Annotated in this window: 13 protein-coding genes; 4 read left to right on the forward strand and 9 right to left on the reverse strand. The window is 71.9% G+C overall.

Translation table 11 applies throughout. The features are described 5' to 3' along the window. Positions 1-287: 287 nt before the first annotated feature. The 3 genes from ACFW9O_RS34310 to ACFW9O_RS34320 are packed head-to-tail and all read right to left on the reverse strand — an operon-like array spanning position 288 to position 2,481. A complete protein-coding gene (locus tag ACFW9O_RS34310; RefSeq protein ID WP_384614849.1) occupies positions 288-1,097 on the reverse strand; it encodes a class I SAM-dependent methyltransferase in 810 nt (269 codons plus the stop codon). Further along, positions 1,094-1,771, reverse strand: coding sequence for a DUF2064 domain-containing protein (locus tag ACFW9O_RS34315; RefSeq protein WP_384614851.1), 678 nt, complete (start codon positions 1,769-1,771; stop codon positions 1,094-1,096). The genes ACFW9O_RS34310 and ACFW9O_RS34315 overlap by 4 nt, the downstream gene beginning before the upstream one ends. Next, on the reverse strand, positions 1,768-2,481 hold the full coding sequence (locus ACFW9O_RS34320; protein ID WP_384614852.1) for a glycosyltransferase family 2 protein: 714 nt from the start codon (positions 2,479-2,481) through the stop codon (positions 1,768-1,770). Before ACFW9O_RS34320 ends, ACFW9O_RS34315 begins: the two co-directional genes overlap by 4 nt. A gap of 115 nt (positions 2,482-2,596) precedes the next feature. Here ACFW9O_RS34320 and ACFW9O_RS34325 point away from each other — a divergent pair, with 115 nt between their 5' ends. Both ACFW9O_RS34325 and ACFW9O_RS34330 read left to right on the forward strand, forming a co-directional pair. Continuing rightward, complete coding sequence (locus ACFW9O_RS34325) at positions 2,597-3,436, forward strand: response regulator transcription factor (protein WP_384614853.1); 840 nt, start codon at positions 2,597-2,599, stop codon at positions 3,434-3,436. Then, positions 3,433-4,539 (forward strand): sensor histidine kinase, encoded by a 1,107-nt coding sequence (locus ACFW9O_RS34330; protein WP_384614855.1) that lies wholly within the window; start codon positions 3,433-3,435, stop codon positions 4,537-4,539. Before ACFW9O_RS34325 ends, ACFW9O_RS34330 begins: the two co-directional genes overlap by 4 nt. Positions 4,540-4,542: 3 nt before the next feature. Here ACFW9O_RS34330 and ACFW9O_RS34335 read toward each other — a convergent pair whose 3' ends face one another. Further along, positions 4,543-5,616: an NAD-dependent epimerase/dehydratase family protein gene (locus ACFW9O_RS34335; RefSeq protein WP_384614857.1), complete on the reverse strand. Its 1,074-nt coding sequence runs from the start codon at positions 5,614-5,616 to the stop codon at positions 4,543-4,545. Between the two features lie 143 nt (positions 5,617-5,759). Continuing rightward, positions 5,760-7,352 carry an acyl-CoA carboxylase subunit beta gene (locus tag ACFW9O_RS34340; RefSeq protein ID WP_384614881.1) on the reverse strand — a complete coding sequence of 531 codons (1,593 nt, stop codon included), beginning with the start codon at positions 7,350-7,352 and terminating at the stop codon, positions 5,760-5,762. A 290-nt stretch (positions 7,353-7,642) separates the two neighbouring features. Here ACFW9O_RS34340 and ACFW9O_RS34345 point away from each other — a divergent pair, with 290 nt between their 5' ends. Together ACFW9O_RS34345 and ACFW9O_RS34350 are read left to right on the forward strand one after the other, a co-directional pair. Next, complete coding sequence (locus ACFW9O_RS34345) at positions 7,643-8,500, forward strand: metallophosphoesterase family protein (RefSeq protein WP_384614859.1); 858 nt, start codon at positions 7,643-7,645, stop codon at positions 8,498-8,500. 364 nt (positions 8,501-8,864) lie between these two features. Further along, positions 8,865-10,346: an AAA family ATPase gene (locus tag ACFW9O_RS34350; protein ID WP_384614861.1), complete on the forward strand. Its 1,482-nt coding sequence runs from the start codon at positions 8,865-8,867 to the stop codon at positions 10,344-10,346. 27 nt (positions 10,347-10,373) lie between these two features. On the opposite strand, the gene ACFW9O_RS34355 is transcribed toward ACFW9O_RS34350, so the two are convergent. The 4 genes from ACFW9O_RS34355 to ACFW9O_RS34370 form a co-directional block, all read right to left on the reverse strand. Continuing rightward, on the reverse strand, positions 10,374-11,033 hold the full coding sequence (locus ACFW9O_RS34355) for a 4'-phosphopantetheinyl transferase (protein ID WP_384614862.1): 660 nt from the start codon (positions 11,031-11,033) through the stop codon (positions 10,374-10,376). Positions 11,034-11,127: 94 nt separating this feature from the next. Next, complete coding sequence (locus ACFW9O_RS34360) at positions 11,128-12,366, reverse strand: cytochrome P450 (RefSeq protein ID WP_384614863.1); 1,239 nt, start codon at positions 12,364-12,366, stop codon at positions 11,128-11,130. Positions 12,367-12,598: 232 nt separating this feature from the next. Continuing rightward, complete coding sequence (locus ACFW9O_RS34365; protein WP_384614865.1) at positions 12,599-15,388, reverse strand: AAA family ATPase; 2,790 nt, start codon at positions 15,386-15,388, stop codon at positions 12,599-12,601. Positions 15,389-15,664: 276 nt separating this feature from the next. Beyond that, entirely contained in the window at positions 15,665-16,453 is a 789-nt protein-coding gene (locus tag ACFW9O_RS34370) for a thioesterase II family protein (protein WP_384614867.1), read from the reverse strand. Positions 16,454-16,703 lie beyond the last annotated feature (250 nt).

Below are 16,703 nucleotides of genomic sequence, written 5' to 3' on the forward strand. Positions count from 1 at the left end.
GGGGAGGGCGCCCTGCACCTCGTCCTGATGGCCGCTTCCTTCGCCCTGGCCGGATACGCCGGCGTACGGCTGCTGGCGGGGGACACGCTCGGCGTCATCGTGTGGTTCGTCGGCGCGGCCCTCGTGCACGACCTGGTGCTGGTTCCGGTGTACACGTCCGCGGACCTGCTGCTGCGCAGGTCCTTCCGCCCGCGTTCCGTCCCGGTGAACTTCGTCCGCGTGCCGGCGTTCATCTCCGGACTGCTGCTGCTCGTGTGGTTCCCGTTGATCACCCGGCAGGCGGAGCGCTACGAGCCGGCGAGCGGGCTGTCCCCCGATGTGTTCCTGGGGAACTGGCTGCTGATCACGGCAGCGCTGTTCCTCGTCTCGGGGCTCTGCCTGGTGGTCCGGACGGTCCGGCCGCGCCGCAGGGAGACGAAGGAGCGGCCGGACAGGTCCCACTGATCGACGGAGTGCAGCCCATGGGGGAGGGCGTACCTCGTCAGCGCGGGTGTGCCGAGCCGGGCCCACGGGAACGGGGCGGTCTGCGCCGGTCCGGGGCCGGAGGAGCGTCCGTCGTCGAGCCGAACCCGGACCCGTTCGTCGATGTCCTGCGGCGCGGTCTCGGCGATGAGGAGCCCACCCGGGGCGAGCAGGTCCGCCGTGCGGTGCAGAAGGTGCCGCGGATCGCCTCCGATGCCGATGTTGCCGTCGACGAGGAGAACCGTGCCCCAACGCCCCTCGCCCGGCAGCGGCTCGAAGACGGACCGGTGCAGGGCGGAAGCTCCGAGCCGCAGGGTGCGGTCGACGGCGGCCTCGCTGACGTCGATGCCGAGGGCGCGGTGGCCGCGGGCCGCCAGTGCGGCGACCAGCCGTCCGGGCCCGCACCCGATGTCCAGGACGGGGCCTTCGCACCGCCGCAGCGCCGACAGGTCCGCGGCGTCCGCGTCGGCGCACCAGCGTTCGACGTCGAGGGGCAGCAGCCAGCCGTCCGTACGGCGGAGGAAGAGCGGCCCGTGCCCGTTGCGCAGGGCGTCGGCGTACGGGTCGGTGCTCCACGGGGTGACGTCCGGGCGCGACGGGATCACCACGCCGCGGTCCGGTCCCGTGCGGCTCATCGGACCGCCGTCCCGGTCAGCCGGGCGAGCTCGGCGGCGAACCGCCCGTGCGGCGCGAGGGCCGCGACGGCCACGGCATCTGCCGCCGTGTCCACGTCCCGCAGCAGGGGAAGATCGCGAACGGCCAGCCCGGCATCGACCAGCCTGCGCCGCTGCACGGCACCGGTCTCGGGTACGGACATCGGCACACCGCGCAGGAGTTCGGGATCGGGTTCGGCCAGTCCCAGTGCCCAGAAGCCGCCGTCCTCGGCAGGGCCGAACCAGGCGTCGCAGCCGTCCCAGGCGCCGGGGCCCAGTACGGGGGCCAGATCGGCCGCGGTGACCTGTGGGGTGTCCATGCCGATCAGGAGTGTCGGCCCCGCGCAGGCGGCGAACGCGGCGGCGAGCCGCTCGTCGAGACCTCCCGCGCTCTGCCCCACCACCTCGATGCCGGGCGGCAGCCACGGTCCGGGCGCCCCGTCCAGGACGACCGCCCGCCGCGTGGCGGGCAGTGCGCCGACGGTGCGCAGGGTGTCGCCCAGGGCGGCCTCGGCGAGCAGCGCGGCTTCGACGGGCGAGAAGGGCGGAGTGAGCCGGGTCTTGACCCGGCCGGGCAGCGGCTCCTTGGCGATGACCAGCAGGGTCGTCGAACCGGCCGGCCCCGAACGGGCGGCGCCGGGATCGGACGCCCTCATCGAGAGGCCCCCGCCCGGACCGGCGGCTCGCTCAGCACGGCGCGCATGTCGCGCACCGCGTGCCAGGTGCCCAGCCAGGTGCCGGTGACCTTCGACTTTCCCGTCCGCGCGGCGTACGGGACATCCGTCTCGGTGACCCGCAATCCCGCGTCGGCCGCGCGCACGACCATCTGCAGCGGGTAGCCGCTGCGCCGGTCGGTGAGATCGAGCGCCAGCAGATCGGCCCGGCGCGCGGCCCGCATCGGTCCCAGGTCGCGCAGCCGCAGTCCTGTGCGGCGGCGCAGCATGCGGGCCAGCGCCGCATTGCCGGCCCGCGCGTGCAGCGGCCAGGCGCCGCGCTCCGCGGGGCGTCGGCGGCCGAGCAGGAGGTCGCTCTCACCGTCGGCGACCCGGCGGACGAAGCCGGGCAGCAGCCCGGGATCCAGCGAACCGTCGCAGTCGCAGAAGCAGACGAACTCCGCCTCGGAGGCGAGGAGCCCGGCCTGACAGGCCGCGCCGAACCCGCGCCGGGGTTCGTGTACCACGGTCGCACCGAGGGACCGGGCCAGCTCCGCCGAGCCGTCGGTGGAGCCGTTGTCCACGACGATTGCCCGCCAGCCACGAGGGACCGCGGCCAGCACCGCGGGCAGCGCGGCAGCCTCGTCCAGACACGGCAGGACGACGTCGGCATGGAGGGCAAAAGTATCGGGAGGAAGGGTCACCCGGATCACCCTACGGAGAGAAAACGGACAATTCGGGTTCCAGATTCTTACGAAACGTGGACGTCGCCGGGCAGCGGCACACGGGCGTCCCCGACTCCGCGCCTCGGATGCCAAGGTGGGGGACATGCAGACGACTCCGGACACCCCGCCGCCCCTCCCCGCCGGCTGGATGCCCCCGGCGGAGGAGGAGCCCGGGCAGGCGACCGGTACGGAACCGGGAGGGCGCGGCCACGTACTCGTCGTGGACGACGACCCCACCGTCGCGGAAGTGGTCGCCGGATACCTGAGCAGCGCCGGATACGAGGTGGCCCGGGCGGCGAACGGCCCCGCCGCGCTCGAGCAGTACGCCACCCGTCGACCGGACCTGGCCGTCCTGGACCTGATGCTGCCCGGGATGGACGGCTTCGAGGTATGCCGCCGCATGCGGGCGCACGGACCGGTGCCCGTCATCATGCTGACCGCACGGGGCGACGAGGACGACCGCATCCTCGGTCTGGAGACGGGCGCGGACGACTACGTGACCAAGCCCTTCAGCCCGCGCGAACTCGTCCTGCGCGTCGACTCCGTGCTCCGCCGCGTCAGGGCCGCCGCGACATCCGGAGGCCGTTCCGCGCTGCTCGCAGGCGCGGGTCTCGTCCTCGACCCCGCGGCCAGAAGTGCGACCTGGGAGGGCCGTGCGCTGGCCCTCACACTGCGGGAGTTCGACCTGCTCGCCTTCCTCCTGCGCCACCCGGGGCAGGTGTTCACCCGGGAGGAGCTGATGCGCGGGGTCTGGGGCTGGGACTTCGGGGACCTGTCGACCGTGACCGTCCACGTCCGCCGCCTGCGCGGGAAGGTCGAGGCCGATCCGGCCCGCCCGGAACTGATCCGCACCGTCTGGGGTGTCGGCTACCGCCTGGACCTCCCCCCGGGCAGGGCCGCCACCGACGCCTCCCTCGATTCCGCCTCCGGAACACCGTCATGACCGACATCCTCCTCATCGCGCTCCTCGCCTTCCTGGGCGCCGCCGCGGCCGGACTGCTCGGGGCACTGGTGCTGCGGCTGTCCCGGCGCCGTTCGCTCGTCGTCTCGCTGACTGTCGTGGCCGCCGTGGCGGTCACCGCCATGCTCGCCGGGACACTGGCCGTCGCCTGGGCGATGTTCCTGTCGCCGCACGACCTGACGGTGGTCACGACCGTCCTCGCCATGGCCGCCGTCGTCTCGCTCGTCACGGCGATGCTGCTGGGCCGCTGGGTGGCGGCGAGGAGCCGCGATCTGACCCTCGCCGCCCGCTCCTTCGGCGACGGCGGCACCTTCGCGCCCCCCGAGGCCCCGGCCACTGCCGAACTCGCGGCTCTCACGAGTGAACTGGCCGCCACCAGTGCCAAGCTCGACAGTTCACGCGAGCGGGAGCGCGCCCTGGAGACCTCGCGGCGTGAGCTCGTCGCCTGGATCTCGCACGACCTTCGCACCCCGCTCGCCGGGCTGCGCGCCATGTCCGAGGCGCTGGAGGACGGCGTGGCCGTCGATTCGGGGCGCTACCTGCGGCAGATACGCACCGAGGTGGAGCGGATGAACGGCATGGTCGGCGACCTCTTCGAACTCTCCCGCATCCATGCCGGCTCGCTCACCCTGAGCCCCACGCGGATCTCCGTCCACGACCTGGTGGGCGACGCGCTCGCCGGCGCGGACCCGTTGGCCCGCGAGCACGGCGTGCGGCTGGTCGGCGACCGGATCGAGGCGGTGCCCGTCGAGGTCGACGGCAAGGAGATGAACCGGGTCCTGGGCAACCTCCTGATCAACGCGATCCGCCGCACCCCCGCCGACGGCACCGTCGCCGTGTCCGCGCAGCGCACGGGCGGCGGGGTGATCCTCTCGGTGACCGACGGCTGCGGCGGCATCCCGGAGGAGGACCTGCCCAGGGTCTTCGACACCGGCTGGCGCGGCAGCCATGCCCGTACGCCGCCGGCCGGCGCGGGACTCGGGCTCGCCATCGTGCGGGGGATCGTCGAGGCCCACGCCGGCCGGGCGGAGGTCCGCAACGTGACCGGCGGCTGCTGCTTCGAGGTGACCCTGCCCGTGGCGTGAGCCTCAGACGGACAGACCCGCGGCCGCCTCCCGCAGCGGTGCCCCGGCGAACTGCGCCATGCCCTCGGCGAACCCGACCTCCGGCTTCCAGCCCAGTTCGTCCCGCAGCCGTCGCGAGTCCGCCGTGACATGACGTACGTCCCCGAGCCGGTACTCACCGGTGGTCACCGGCTCCGCGCCTCCGTGGGCCGAGGCCAGCACGGCAGCCATCTCACCGATGGTGTGCGGCTCACCGCTCCCGGTGTTGTACGCGGCGAAACTGCCCGGTCCGCGTCCCGCGACCGCCTCCAGCGCCACCGCGTTGGCGGCGGCCACGTCCCGCACGTGGATGAAGTCCCGCCGCTGACCGCCGTCCTCGAAGACGCGGGGCGCCTCCCCCCGGGCCAGAGCCGAACGGAAGAAGGAGGCGACACCCGCGTACGGGGTGTCGCGCGGCATCCCCGGTCCGTACACGTTGTGGTAGCGCAACGACAGCGCGCGCCCGCCCGTCGCGCGCGCCCAGGCCGCGGCGAGGTGCTCCTGGGCGAGCTTGGTCGCCGCGTACACGTTGCGAGGGTCGGCGGGAGCGTCCTCCGTGACCAGCCCGGACTCCAACTCGGCACCGCAGTCGGGGCAGTGCGGTTCGAACCGGCCCGCCACCAGGTCGGCCTCCGCCCGTGGGCCCGGCCGGACCCCGCCATGACGGGGACAGGTGTAGCGGCCCTCCCCGTAGACCACCATCGACCCGGCGAGCACCAGACTCCGGACCTCCGCCGCGGCCATCGCGGCCAGCAGCACGGCTGTTCCGAGGTCGTTGCAACCGACATACTCCGGGGCGTCGGCGAAGTCCTTCCCCAGGCCGACCATCGCCGCCTGGTGGCACACCACGTCGATTCCCCGCAGTGCACGACCCACGGCCTCGCGGTCCCGTACGTCCGCCACGATCAGCTCGCCGTCGCCGCCGGGCGGCGCAGGGGTGCCGCCGTGCGCCGAGGGGAGCAGGACGTCGAGCACCACCGCCTCGTGCCCGGCGGACGCGAGCGTCCGCACGATCTCCGAACCGATGAACCCGGCACCGCCGGTGACCAGTACACGCATACGGCCACGTTAGGACGCAAGGAGCGGAATCGTCCGCCGACGGACCGGCACGTCACGGGACCGTAAGCGGTTGGCCCGGACGAGCACCCGGCTTCCTCCGAACGCTGGGATCCGTGTCCGGCGGCCGACGAACGCGGTCGATGTCATATGGGCGGGTTGCCGTGCTTGCGCTGGGGAAGGTCGGCATGTTTCCTGCTGAGCATGCGCAGGGAGCCGATGAGCACCGAGCGGGTCTCGCGGGGGTCGATCACGTCGTCCACCAGGCCCCGCTCCGCGGCGTAGTACGGGTGCATCAGCTCGTCCCGGTACTCGCGGATCTTCCTGGCCCGGGTCGTCTCCGGATGCGGGGCGGCGGCGATCTCGCGGCGGGAGACGACGTCCACCGCGCCTTCCGCGCCCATGACGGCGATCTCGTTGGTCGGCCAGGCGTACGCCAGGTCGGAACCGATCGAACGGGAGTCCATCACGATGTACGCGCCGCCGTACGCCTTGCGCAGGACCACGGATATGCGCGGCACGGTGGCGTTGCAGTACGCGTACAGCAGTTTCGCCCCGTGCCGGATGATCCCGCCGTGCTCCTGGTCGACCCCCGGAAGGAACCCGGGCACGTCGAGCAACGTGACCAGCGGGATGTTGAACGAGTCGCACAACTGCACGAAACCGGCCGCCTTCTCGGAGGCCGGGATGTCCAGGACGCCGGCCAGCCACTGGGGCTGGCTGGCGACGAAGCCGACGACCTGGCCGTCCAGCCGGGCCAGGACGCACAGCACGTTGTTCGCCCAGTGCTCGTGCACCTCCAGGTACTCGCCCTCGTCGACGAGTTCCTCGATCACCGCGCGCATGTCGTACGGGCGGTTGCTGTCGGACGGCACCAGGTCCAGGAGGGACTCGCAGACGCGGTCCGGGGAGTCGGAGGTGTGCGCGGCGGGCGGCAGTTCGCGGTTGTTCAGCGGCAGCATCGACAGCAGGTAGCGGACCTCGTCGAGGCACGTCCGCTCGTCGTCGTACACGAAGTGCGCGACACCGGAGACGCTCGCGTGCACGTCGGCGCCGCCCAGACCGTTCTGGGTGACCCGTTCACCGGTCACCGTGTGGATCACGTCGGGGCCGGTGATGAACATCTGCGAGGTGCCGCGGACCATGAAGACGAAGTCGGTGAGCGCCGGGGAGTAGGCCGCACCGCCCGCGCACGGGCCGAGCATCACCGAGATCTGCGGGATGACGCCCGAGGCCCAGGTGTTGCGGCGGAAGATGCCGCCGTAGCCGGCCAGGGCGCTGACGCCCTCCTGGATACGGGCGCCCGCGCCGTCGTTGAGGGAGACGAGGGGCGCGCCCGCCTGGATGGCCATGTCCATGATCTTGTGGATCTTCTGCGCGTGGGCCTCCCCGAGCGCGCCCCCGAAGATGCGGAAGTCGTGGGCGTAGACGAAGACGAGCCGGCCGTACACCTCGCCCCACCCGGTGACCACACCGTCGGTGTACGGCCGTCTGTCCTCCAGCCCGAAGCCGGTCGCCCGGTGCCGGCGTAACTGCTCCACCTCGTGGAACGTGCCTTCGTCCAGGAGCAGTTCGATGCGCTCGCGCGCGGTCAGTTTGCCCTTGGCGTGCTGGGCCGCGGTGGCACGGTCGCCGGTACCGCCGCGTGCCAGCTCCCGCGTGTCGAGGAGTTCGGCGACCTGCTCGCGCGGATGCTTGCGGTTCACCGGGGCTTCGGCGGGATCCGGGGCGGTCCACATCACATCGGTCATAGTCACCCACCACGTTGACGGCTTGCGGTTCGCCGTAGGCTCGCACGGTCGCACGGTGCCGTGGGCGCGTTGCACCCGTTCCGCACCCCTATATCGGCGGCGCGTTCCGAGGGGCCCGCCCCGCCCGTTCCCGGGCCGGCCGCGCGTAGGGGGCCGGGCTCCCCGATAGGGGTGTGCCGGTCGCCCGGCGGTCTGTAGCGTCGGTCGCCCGGCCGTGTGCCGGTGACGCGGATCAGGACGTGCCGCGGGTCGGTTGTCGTGGGAGCACGGGAGGTTCGGTGGCCGGGTCCGACGTCCGACGGCTGCTGGCGATCAGCGACCTGCACGTGGTGTACGCCGAGAACCGCGCCCTCGTCGAGGAGCTCCGCCCGGAGAACGAAGGCGACTGGCTCATTGTCGCGGGCGATGTCGGCGAGTACGCCGCAGACGTCGAATGGGCCCTCGACCTGCTGAGGCGCCGCTTCGCCAAGGTGATCTGGGCCCCCGGCAACCACGAGCTCTGGACGCCGCGCGACGACGAGGTGCAGCTCCGCGGCGAGGCACGCTACCGGTATCTGGTGGCGCTGTGCCGCCGCCTCGGCGTGGTGACGCCCGAGGACCCGTACCCGATCTGGGACGCCGGGGACGATCCGGTCCTGATCGCCCCCCTGTTCGTCGGCTACGACTACAGCTGGCGTCCGGCGGGCACCCGCACCAGGGAGCAGGCACTGGCCCTGGCGGAGGAGACCGGCGTCGTCTGCACCGACGAGTTCCTCCTGCACCCCGACCCGTACCCGCGACGCGACGACTGGTGCCGGGCCCGCGCCGCGCTGACGAGACGGCGGCTCGACGAGGAGTGTGCCGGGCTGCCCACCGTGCTGGTCAACCACTACCCGCTGGTGCGGGAGCCGACCAGGATCCTCCGGTACCCCGAATTCGCCCTGTGGTGCGGCACCGACCTGACCGCCGACTGGCACCTGCGCTACAACGCCCGCACCGTCGTCTACGGCCACCTCCACATCCCCCGTACCACCTGGCACGACGGTGTGCGGTTCGAGGAGGTGTCGGTCGGCTACCCACGTGAATGGCGACGCCGCTCCGGCCCGCCCGCCCGGCTGCGCCCGGTCCTGCCCGCACCGGTCGCCCAGTCCCTCTGACGTAACGCCGCACCGGCCGGGCCCCGTTGCCGTCCGGCGGGGACCCGTCCGGCTCCGTCAACTGCCCGCAACTGTGACGTTCGGGCACCCCGCCGTCCCACCGCCCCGAGAGATCGCGTGGGCCCGCGGACCCACCGCCAGGCCCAGCCCGTTGGGCCCTCGGGCCGTTGTCCCGCGACTCAACCGGATGAAAGACTTCCGACGCGGACCAGGAAGAACGGCAGAGGGCTGACGCAGGAGGAGGCGTCACACGGCTGCCGTACGCCGGCCGGTAAGTCGGCTGAATGGCGGGGAACGGGCACCGAACGACGATGCCTGGAGCCTCGGCGTCACGGGGTGAGAGAGGCTGACGCGCACAGTGCTGGTGCAACGCGAGGAACAACTGGCCCGGCTGCGGCGGACGTACCGTGCCTGCCAGGAGCAGGGACGCGGGCAGGTGGCGCTCCTGAGCGGGACGGTGGGATGCGGCAAGACCGAGTTGCTGGAGGTCTTCGGGGAGTGGATGGCCTCCGTGGGCGGGCGGGTCCTGCGCGCCGCCGGATCCAGGACGGAACGCAGCCTTCCGCTCGGGGTGATCTGGCAACTCCTGCACAGCGCGCCGCTGGAACCGGAGGCGGTTGCCCAGACCGACGAGCTCCTGGCAGTCGCCTTCGAGCGGCTCACCCGCGCCGGGGCCGTCGAGGAGCTGCCCTCGGACGACACCTCCTGGGTGCGGGTCCTGCACGGAGTGTTCACCTCGTTGACCGGCCTGGGTGACGAGCACCCGGTGGCCATCGTCGTGGACGACCTCCACCACGTGGACGCGGCCTCGCTCCACTGCCTGCTGTACGTGATCCGGCGGTTCCGGCGGGCACCCGTCATGATCGTGCTGGCCGAGACCAGCACGCTGCGTCCGGCCCATCCCCTGTTACGAGCCGAGCTGTTCAGCCAGCCCTCCTTCCGGCGTTACACCCTGCCGCTGCTGACCGTCGACGCCGTCGCCCGGCTCGTCGAACGTGATGCCTACGGCCGGGCCGGGAGTGTGGCGCGCGATGCGGCCGCCGGTCTCCTCGGCGTCACCGGCGGCAACCCGCTCCTCGTCCGCGCTCTCCTCGACGAGAAGGCCGGAGGCCCGACGGAGGCGGGCACTCACGGGCCGGTTCCCAGCGACGCCTTCGACCAGGCGGTGCTCCGCTGCCTCTACCGGCACGAGCCCGGAGTCCGGCAGGTGGCGCGTGCCCTGGCCGTGCTCGACCGGGCGGCGTCCGCCGAACTGCTCGGCCGACTCCTCGGCGTTCCGCCGGACTCCACCGCGCCGGCGATGCGGCTGCTGCGCGGTGCCGGCCTCACCGATTCGGGTCGGCTCCGCCATCCGCGCATCCAGGGCCTCGTCGTCTCCGACATGCCGGCCGAGGAGCGCAGGAGGCTGCACCGGCGGGCCGCCGAGATGCTGTACGAGCGGGGCGCCGAGGCGGGCGAGGTCGCCCGGCACCTGGCAGCCTCCGCCGCGACGGACATCCCGTGGGCGGCGCCCGTGCCGTCGCAAGCCGCAGAGAAGACGTTGTCCAACACCCGGCCAGGCGCGGCGGCCCAGGAGCCGCACCGCCACGCCGGGGAGTCACGGGACATGGACGGCGACGTGCTCAGCGAAGCACAGCGGCGGGTGGCTGCGCTCGCCGCGCGGGGGCACACCAACCAGCAGATCTCCCGCAGGCTGTTCATCACCGTGAGTACCGTCGAGCAGCATCTGACCAGGGTCTACCGGAAGTTGGACGTCAAGCGGCGCACCGACCTGCCCGAGCTGCTGGACGCCGCCTGCTGGGAGCCGCTGGACGAGGAGAACGCACACAGCACCGAGGCCTGCTGAAGGCGGCCGGGGCGCGGGGGGAGTGACTCAGCCGGCCGCACCGCGCGTCGTGGGAAGGGCGACGCCGGTGCACACCAGCCGCGGGTCCACCAGGAACCGGCCGGTCAGTACGGCCACCGGTGGACGCGGGGCGAGGATGCGGGCCGTGAACGTTCCGGCGCGGCGGTCGAAGACGATGTCCGCCTCCTCGAAACCCAGGGGGCGGCCGGTGAGCGGGAACCACGCCTTGTACACCGACTCCTTGGCGCTGAAGAGCAGCCGGTCCCAGCAGACCGCCGGAGCCTCCGCGGACAGTTGCCCGGTACGGGCCCGCTCGCCCGGCAGCCCGATGGCCTCCAGTACCCCTTCCGGCAGCGGGCCGTGCGGTTCGGCGTCCACCCCGAGAGCGGAGAACTCCGAGGAACGCGCCAGGACGGACGCGCAGTAGCCCTCGCAGTGCGTCATGCTGCCGACCACGCCCGCCGGCCAGACCGGGGCGCCGCGCGGACCGCTGAGGATCGGCCCGGGCGGCATCCCCAGCGCGCCCAGCGCCTGCCGGGCACAGTGCCGCACGGCGGTGAACTCACGCCGGCGCTTCTCCACCGCCGCCGCGACGAGCGGTTCCTCCTCGGGCAGGAGCGACATACCGGCCGGCTCCCCGAAGGACTCGGCCACGACGACGGACGGTGGCAGTATCCGCTCGATCACAGCTGCCGAAACCCGCCCGCGCGGTGGGACGACGGCGGCCCGCCAGGCGTGGTCCAGGAGTGCGGCCCGGGCCCGCCGTCCGCCCCGCCCGGGGTCAACGTGCCGCCACCGGGAACTCGGCCATGCCGCGGATGATGAATGAACCACCGCGCCGGATCCGGCCCGCCCGGCGCAGCTGCGGGATCCGCGTGGCCAGGGCCTGGAACGCGACCTCCGCCTCGACCTTCGCCAGCGACGCGCCCATGCAGTAATGGATGCCCGCGGAGAACGCCAGGGTGTCGGCGCCGACGCTGCGCGTGATGTCGAAGGTGTTCGGGTCGGAGAAGACCTTCGGATCGCGGTTGGCCCCGCCGACCATGACCGCCAGCTCCGCGTCGACGGGCAGCGTGCAGCCGGCCAGCTCGAGCCGCTCGTGGACGATGCGCCGGTACTGCTGGACGGGCGGGTCGAAGCGCAGGGTCTCCTCGGCCACGCCGGCCGCGAGCTCGGGCCGCTCGACGAGCAACTGCCACTGCTCGGGGTGGGTCAGCAGCGCCAGGACCCCGTTGCCGATCAGGTTGACGGTGGTCTCGCTGCCGGCCAGTGGAACGAAGGTCGCCATCGGCACCAGCTCGGCCATGCTCATGCTGCCCTCGTCGACCAGTGCCAGCAGCCGCGTGATCATGTCGTCCTGCGGATCGGCCTTGCGCTGCGCGATGACGTCGACGAGGAGTTCCGTGATCTCCCGGATCGCCGCCTCGGTGCTCTGCGTCTGCTCGTAGGTGACCACGCCCTCCAGCAGCGGCGTCATCCGGCGGCTGATGCGGTGGAAGTCGTCACGACAGCGGTCCGGGATCCCGACGAGGTCGGCGATCAGGGCGACGGGCAGCCGCTGCGCGAAAGCGGTCATCAGGTCGAACGGCCCGTCCTCGGCCAGGAGATCGTCGATCAGCTGGTCGCAGATCTCCTGGATACGGGACCGCCAGCCCTCGGCCATGCGGGGGTTGAGGGTGGGGGCCGCGATGCGGCGCAGCCTGGTGTGGTCCGGCGGATCGGCACCGAGCAGCGAGTTGTCGAAGCCGATGAACTCCGGGAGTTTCTCCCCGCCGGCCTTCCGGACCCCGAAGCGCCGGTCCCGCAGGATCTGGTTGGCGAGTCCGTGGTCCGCGGTCACCCAGGCGCCGATGGAGCTCTGATGGAGAAGCCCCCGGGCCCGGATCTCCTCGAAATGGGGGTACGGGCTCTCCGGAACGCTCAGCACCTTGGCGTACGGGTCGCCAAGGTCGGCCTGCACCCGGATGAAGTCGTGGAAAAAGGCCAGCTGCGCCCGCAACTGTCGTTCGCTCGGCCGCATCGGTGCCAGCTCCTAACCGCGCCTCGCCATGGCGTCCCGGATTCGAGAACGTAATGACGACCGCCCCCTACCGGACACCCCTAACCTCCGCACCTCCGCCCTCCTCCGCGCCTCCGTCCCCCTCCGTGCTTCCGTCCCCCTCCGTCAGCCGCCCTCCTCCGCGCTTCCTCCGTCCGCAGCTCTCCGCCCGGTCATTCGGGCAAGCCCGGCGGACGGGAGGCCGGGGACGGCGTCAGGTCGGGTCTCCTGCCCAGGAGAGCAAGCTGGCCGGCAGGTCCGAGCGGCTGTTGATCCGCAGTTTGCGGTAGACCCGGGTCAGATGCTGTTCGACGGTGCTGACCGTGACGAACAGCTTCCGGGCGATCTGCCGGTTGGTGCAGCCCTGAGCCGCGAGCGAGGCGACCCGGCGTTCGGCGTCGCTGAGTTCGAAGGTGGCCGGATCGTCCGCCAGGGAGGCGATCGCCGGGCTCGTCTCCGCGGGCGGGCGTTGCCGCTGCTCCGGCACGGTCACCATGATCTGGCTGGCGAACTGCTGCGCCCGGCGGCCGATGACCCGGGCGTGCGTGTACTCGCCGAGGGCGTGCTGGGCGTTGCTCAGCACGGCCAGGGTCTCGGCCAGTTCCAGCTGGTCCCCGCCGGACTGCAGCAGCTCGACCGCCTCGCGCAGGATCGGTGGCCGGCTGCGCGGTTCGCTGGAGGCGGCGAGGACCCGCAGCGTGATACCCCGGGTACGGACGTTCTGGGTGCCGAGCAGCGCGATCTGGTCGGCGGCCAGGGTGCCGGCGGAGAGCCCTCCCGCCAGCCGGGCCGCGGCGAGGTCGGTGCGCCACGGCACCAGGCCCGGAAGGTCCGAGCCCCAGCGGCGCATCAGGTCTCCGCACGCCTCGAAGTCCTCGATCGCGGCCTCATGGCGGCCGCACGCGAGGTAGTAGTGGCCGCGGGCGCGCCGGTAGTGCAGTCCGATCGTGGTCTGGAACATGGCGTCCGGCACCGCCATGTTCAGATGGCTGAGAGCCTGTTCGTTCTCGCCCGCCCGGGTGGCCGTCATGATCAGGACGGACAGCGGGATGCCGATCAGTATGCCCAGCCCTCTGGGCGGGATCTGCCGGAGGCTCGTGAGGGCATGCTCCTCGGCCTCGGCCAGGTCGCCCTGGCGGTGGCTCACCATCGCCCGCAGTCCGGAGAACACGGCCAGCCAGGTGGGTGCCGACCGGCGTCGCGCCTCGTCGAGCAGGCGGTCGCACCAGGACGCCGCCGTGTCCAGGCAGTCCGCGAAGATCAGCGTCTCGAGGGCGATCAGGATGGGATAGAGGGTGTGGTCCTCCAGGCGGCAGCTCTGCAGCAGCGCCTTGGCGTCGGCCACGACCTCGTCGGTGTATCCGGAGGTGTGGACGGTGTGGACGAGGCCCGCAGCCAGCGTTTTCGGTCCGGCCGCGGTGACGGACCGCGCTGACGAGGCGGCCGGCGGCTCCTTCACCGGTTCGACCACTCCGGGATACCAGTACGCCAGCGCCATGCGGGCGTTGTAGAGCGGAACCGAGGAGCTGTCGGGTCTTTCGGGCCCGGCCGACGCCTCGACCTGGGCCAGCACCGCCTCTGCCTCGGCCGGCCGGCCGTACCACTCCAGCGGCGCGACGAGCGCCAGGGAGTCCTCGCCGGAGAGCTGCCCGGACCGGAAGGCGTCCAGGAGCCTGTCCACATGGTGTTCCGCGAAGACGGGGTCGAGCCGCCATTTCGCGCGCGTCAGCAAGGCGTCGATGCCCACGCGTGCGTCCGGGTGGGCCTCCTCGCGGTCGGTCAGCCGCAGACAGTCGAGGGCGAGGCCGCTGTCGTCCTCCGCCAGCGCCTGCTCGGCCGCTTTCAGCAGGACCGGCACCGACCCGGGCGGCGTGGGCTGACGCGCGGCCACCCAGTGCCGCGCCACGCGCACCGGCGAGGCGCCCGCCCGGTCCAGCAGCCCGGCGACCCGGGCGTGCAGCGCGACACGTTCCTGCGGGCCCATCAGGTCCAGCACCACCTCGCGGGAACGCCGGTGGCGCAGACGGCCGTTGGAGATCAGACCGGCCTCGGTGGCGGCATCGAGGGCCCACTCGGTGGCGGAGGTCGTCCAGTCCAGCAGTTCGGCCAGGAAAGCGGCGGGCACCGCCTCGTCCAGCGCGGCGACGGCGCGCACCACCGGCAGGAGGCCCGGATCGCTGCGCATCAGGCAGTTCAGCACGGCCTGCCCGAAGATGTGCCCGGAGGCCGGTATCGACGTCTCGGGATGGCCGGCCTGGCGGCGCGCCTGTGCCGCCCGGAGCTCCTCGACGAATGCCATGAGCAGCAGCGGGCTGCCGCCGGTCGCCTCGTAGAGGGTCCCCGGGGTGTTGTCCCCGAGGTCGATCGCCTCGGCCCGCAGGACGGCGGCGACGCCCACCGGCGAAAGCATGTTGAGGCGGATCAGCTGGCGGTGCGGCTGGCTGAGCAGCTGGGCCCAGATCATCGGCCGCGCCGGCCGGACGGTGGTGTTGTCGTTGAGCACGACGAGGACGGGCGCGTGGTCGATACGGCGTACCAGGTACCGCAGACACTCCAGGGAGTCCGTGTCCACGAAGTGGGCGTCGTCGACGCCGATCAGCAGGGGCGCCCGTTCGGCCGCGGCCAGGATGATGCCGGTCAGCCCGTGCAGGACCGGCACGACGACCTGGGCCGTCGACTCGTCGTAGCTGCCGTTCAGCATGGAGGTGAGCGCGCCGGCCTCCAGCAGCCGCTGGGCCCGGGCGGCCTCCTCCTCCTGCAGGTCCAGCCCGGCGAAGATCTGCGTCATCGCCCCCATCGGGTTGGTCTGCTCGGCCTGCGACCCGGTGGCGCCGACGTAGGCGACCCCGGTCGCGGCCGCCTCACGCGCCAGACTGCGCAGCAGTTCGGTCTTGCCGACCCCTACCGGGCCGCGGATGACCACCGAGCCTCCGGCGCCGACGACACATGCGGCGAGAGACGCGCGCAGCACCGCCAGTTCGGCATCCCATTCGACACGGACCATAGTCTTACTCTCCCCGTGAGCTCACCTGTGGCCACCGGTCCCCCTTCGCACCCACGCATGGTGGTGGTGGCCCGCACAATCACTGCGGCTTGATGCCGCGTTTCGCAGGGTGCGAGGTATTCAGCGCAAAGACATGAGCCTGTTTCGATACATCCGGGAGGTATCGGAAATCTTCCGTTTCAGTGTGATTCCTTAAAGTAAACGTAAAGTGACGCAGAGATTTCCTGTGCGCCCGAACGTTTCCTCCCGGGTGATTCCGGGCAGATCCTTTGCCCGTTACGGGCCGGTTCGGGGTGGGTTTGCAGGGGACGACAGGGATTGCAACTGACTCCGCATGATTTTCAGCAGTCGGGTCTGATGCGTCGTGAGAAAGAAATGCCCACCGTCGAAGACGTGGAAGTCGAAATCGGCGCCGGTGTGGTTCTGCCAGGCCCGTGCTTCCTCGATCGTGGCCTTCGGGTCGTCGTCGCCCACGAAGGCGGTGACCGGACAGTTCAGCGGGGGACCGGGCACGTAGTCGTAGGTCTCCGCCGCCCGGTAGTCGGAACGGGTGGCCGGCAGGATCATGCGCAGCATCTCCTCGTCGCCGAGGATGTTGCCGTCGGTGCCCTGCAGGCGCTGCAGTTCCTTGATGAACCCCGCGTCGGACTGCAGGTGGATCCGTTCGTCCCGCGGCATCGACGGAGCCCGACGCCCTGAGGTGAACAACCAGGCCGGAGTCACGCCCCGTTCCTGCTCGAGCATGCGCGCCAGCTCGAAGCCGACCGTCGCGCCCATGCTGTGCCCGAACAGCGCGAGCGGCTTGTCGAGCCAGCCGTCCAGGGTGCCGAGGATCGCCCGCGCCAGGGAGGGCAGATCTTCGATGTTCGGCTCCGAACGCCGGTCCTGGCGGCCCGGATACTGCACGGCCAGGACTTCGACGTCCGGCGAAAGAGCCCGGGAGACCGGGAAATAGAAGCTGGCGGAGCCGCCGGCGTGCGGCAGGCACAACAGCCTGACGTCACTGTTCGGTGCCGGATGATACCGGCGGATCCACAAACCGGTGTCGTCCTGCGCAGTCGTCATTTCCCGACCCCTTTGTGTGGCATTTGTATCCCGCGCCGCAGGCGTTTGTGCCCGACACCGCACCCGTGTGTGGGTTATTTGAAGGATCGGAAGTGATTTTCCGGGGGTGGGATCAGGCCAGCAACCCCTACCGCGAGGGAGTGCCCCCTACGGAGGGGTTACGGGTTGACTCGGGCGGTACCGGTGTCGTAATTCGGCTCCTGGTCCGGTTGCCCGCCAAGTGGACGCCGGGAAACCCGGAACTGCGGAG

This window comes from Streptomyces sp. NPDC059499, assembly GCF_042749285.1.
Taxonomy (GTDB): Bacteria; Actinomycetota; Actinomycetes; order Streptomycetales; family Streptomycetaceae; genus Streptomyces.

Bases quoted from the DNA above. Each gene is read 5' to 3' on its own strand.
- ACFW9O_RS34340 (WP_384614881.1), bottom strand. From the start codon at position 7,352: ATGTGGACCGCCCCGGATCCCGCCGAAGCCCCGGTGAACCGCAAGCAT.
- ACFW9O_RS34315 (WP_384614851.1), bottom strand. From the start codon at position 1,771: ATGAGGGCGTCCGATCCCGGCGCCGCCCGTTCGGGGCCGGCCGGTTCG.
- ACFW9O_RS34330 (WP_384614855.1), top strand. From the start codon at position 3,433: ATGACCGACATCCTCCTCATCGCGCTCCTCGCCTTCCTGGGCGCCGCC.
- ACFW9O_RS34370 (WP_384614867.1), bottom strand. From the start codon at position 16,453: ATGACGACTGCGCAGGACGACACCGGTTTGTGGATCCGCCGGTATCAT.
- ACFW9O_RS34310 (WP_384614849.1), bottom strand. From the start codon at position 1,097: ATGAGCCGCACGGGACCGGACCGCGGCGTGGTGATCCCGTCGCGCCCG.
- ACFW9O_RS34365 (WP_384614865.1), bottom strand. From the start codon at position 15,388: ATGGTCCGTGTCGAATGGGATGCCGAACTGGCGGTGCTGCGCGCGTCT.
- ACFW9O_RS34325 (WP_384614853.1), top strand. From the start codon at position 2,597: ATGCAGACGACTCCGGACACCCCGCCGCCCCTCCCCGCCGGCTGGATG.
- ACFW9O_RS34335 (WP_384614857.1), bottom strand. From the start codon at position 5,616: ATGCGTGTACTGGTCACCGGCGGTGCCGGGTTCATCGGTTCGGAGATC.
- ACFW9O_RS34360 (WP_384614863.1), bottom strand. From the start codon at position 12,366: ATGCGGCCGAGCGAACGACAGTTGCGGGCGCAGCTGGCCTTTTTCCAC.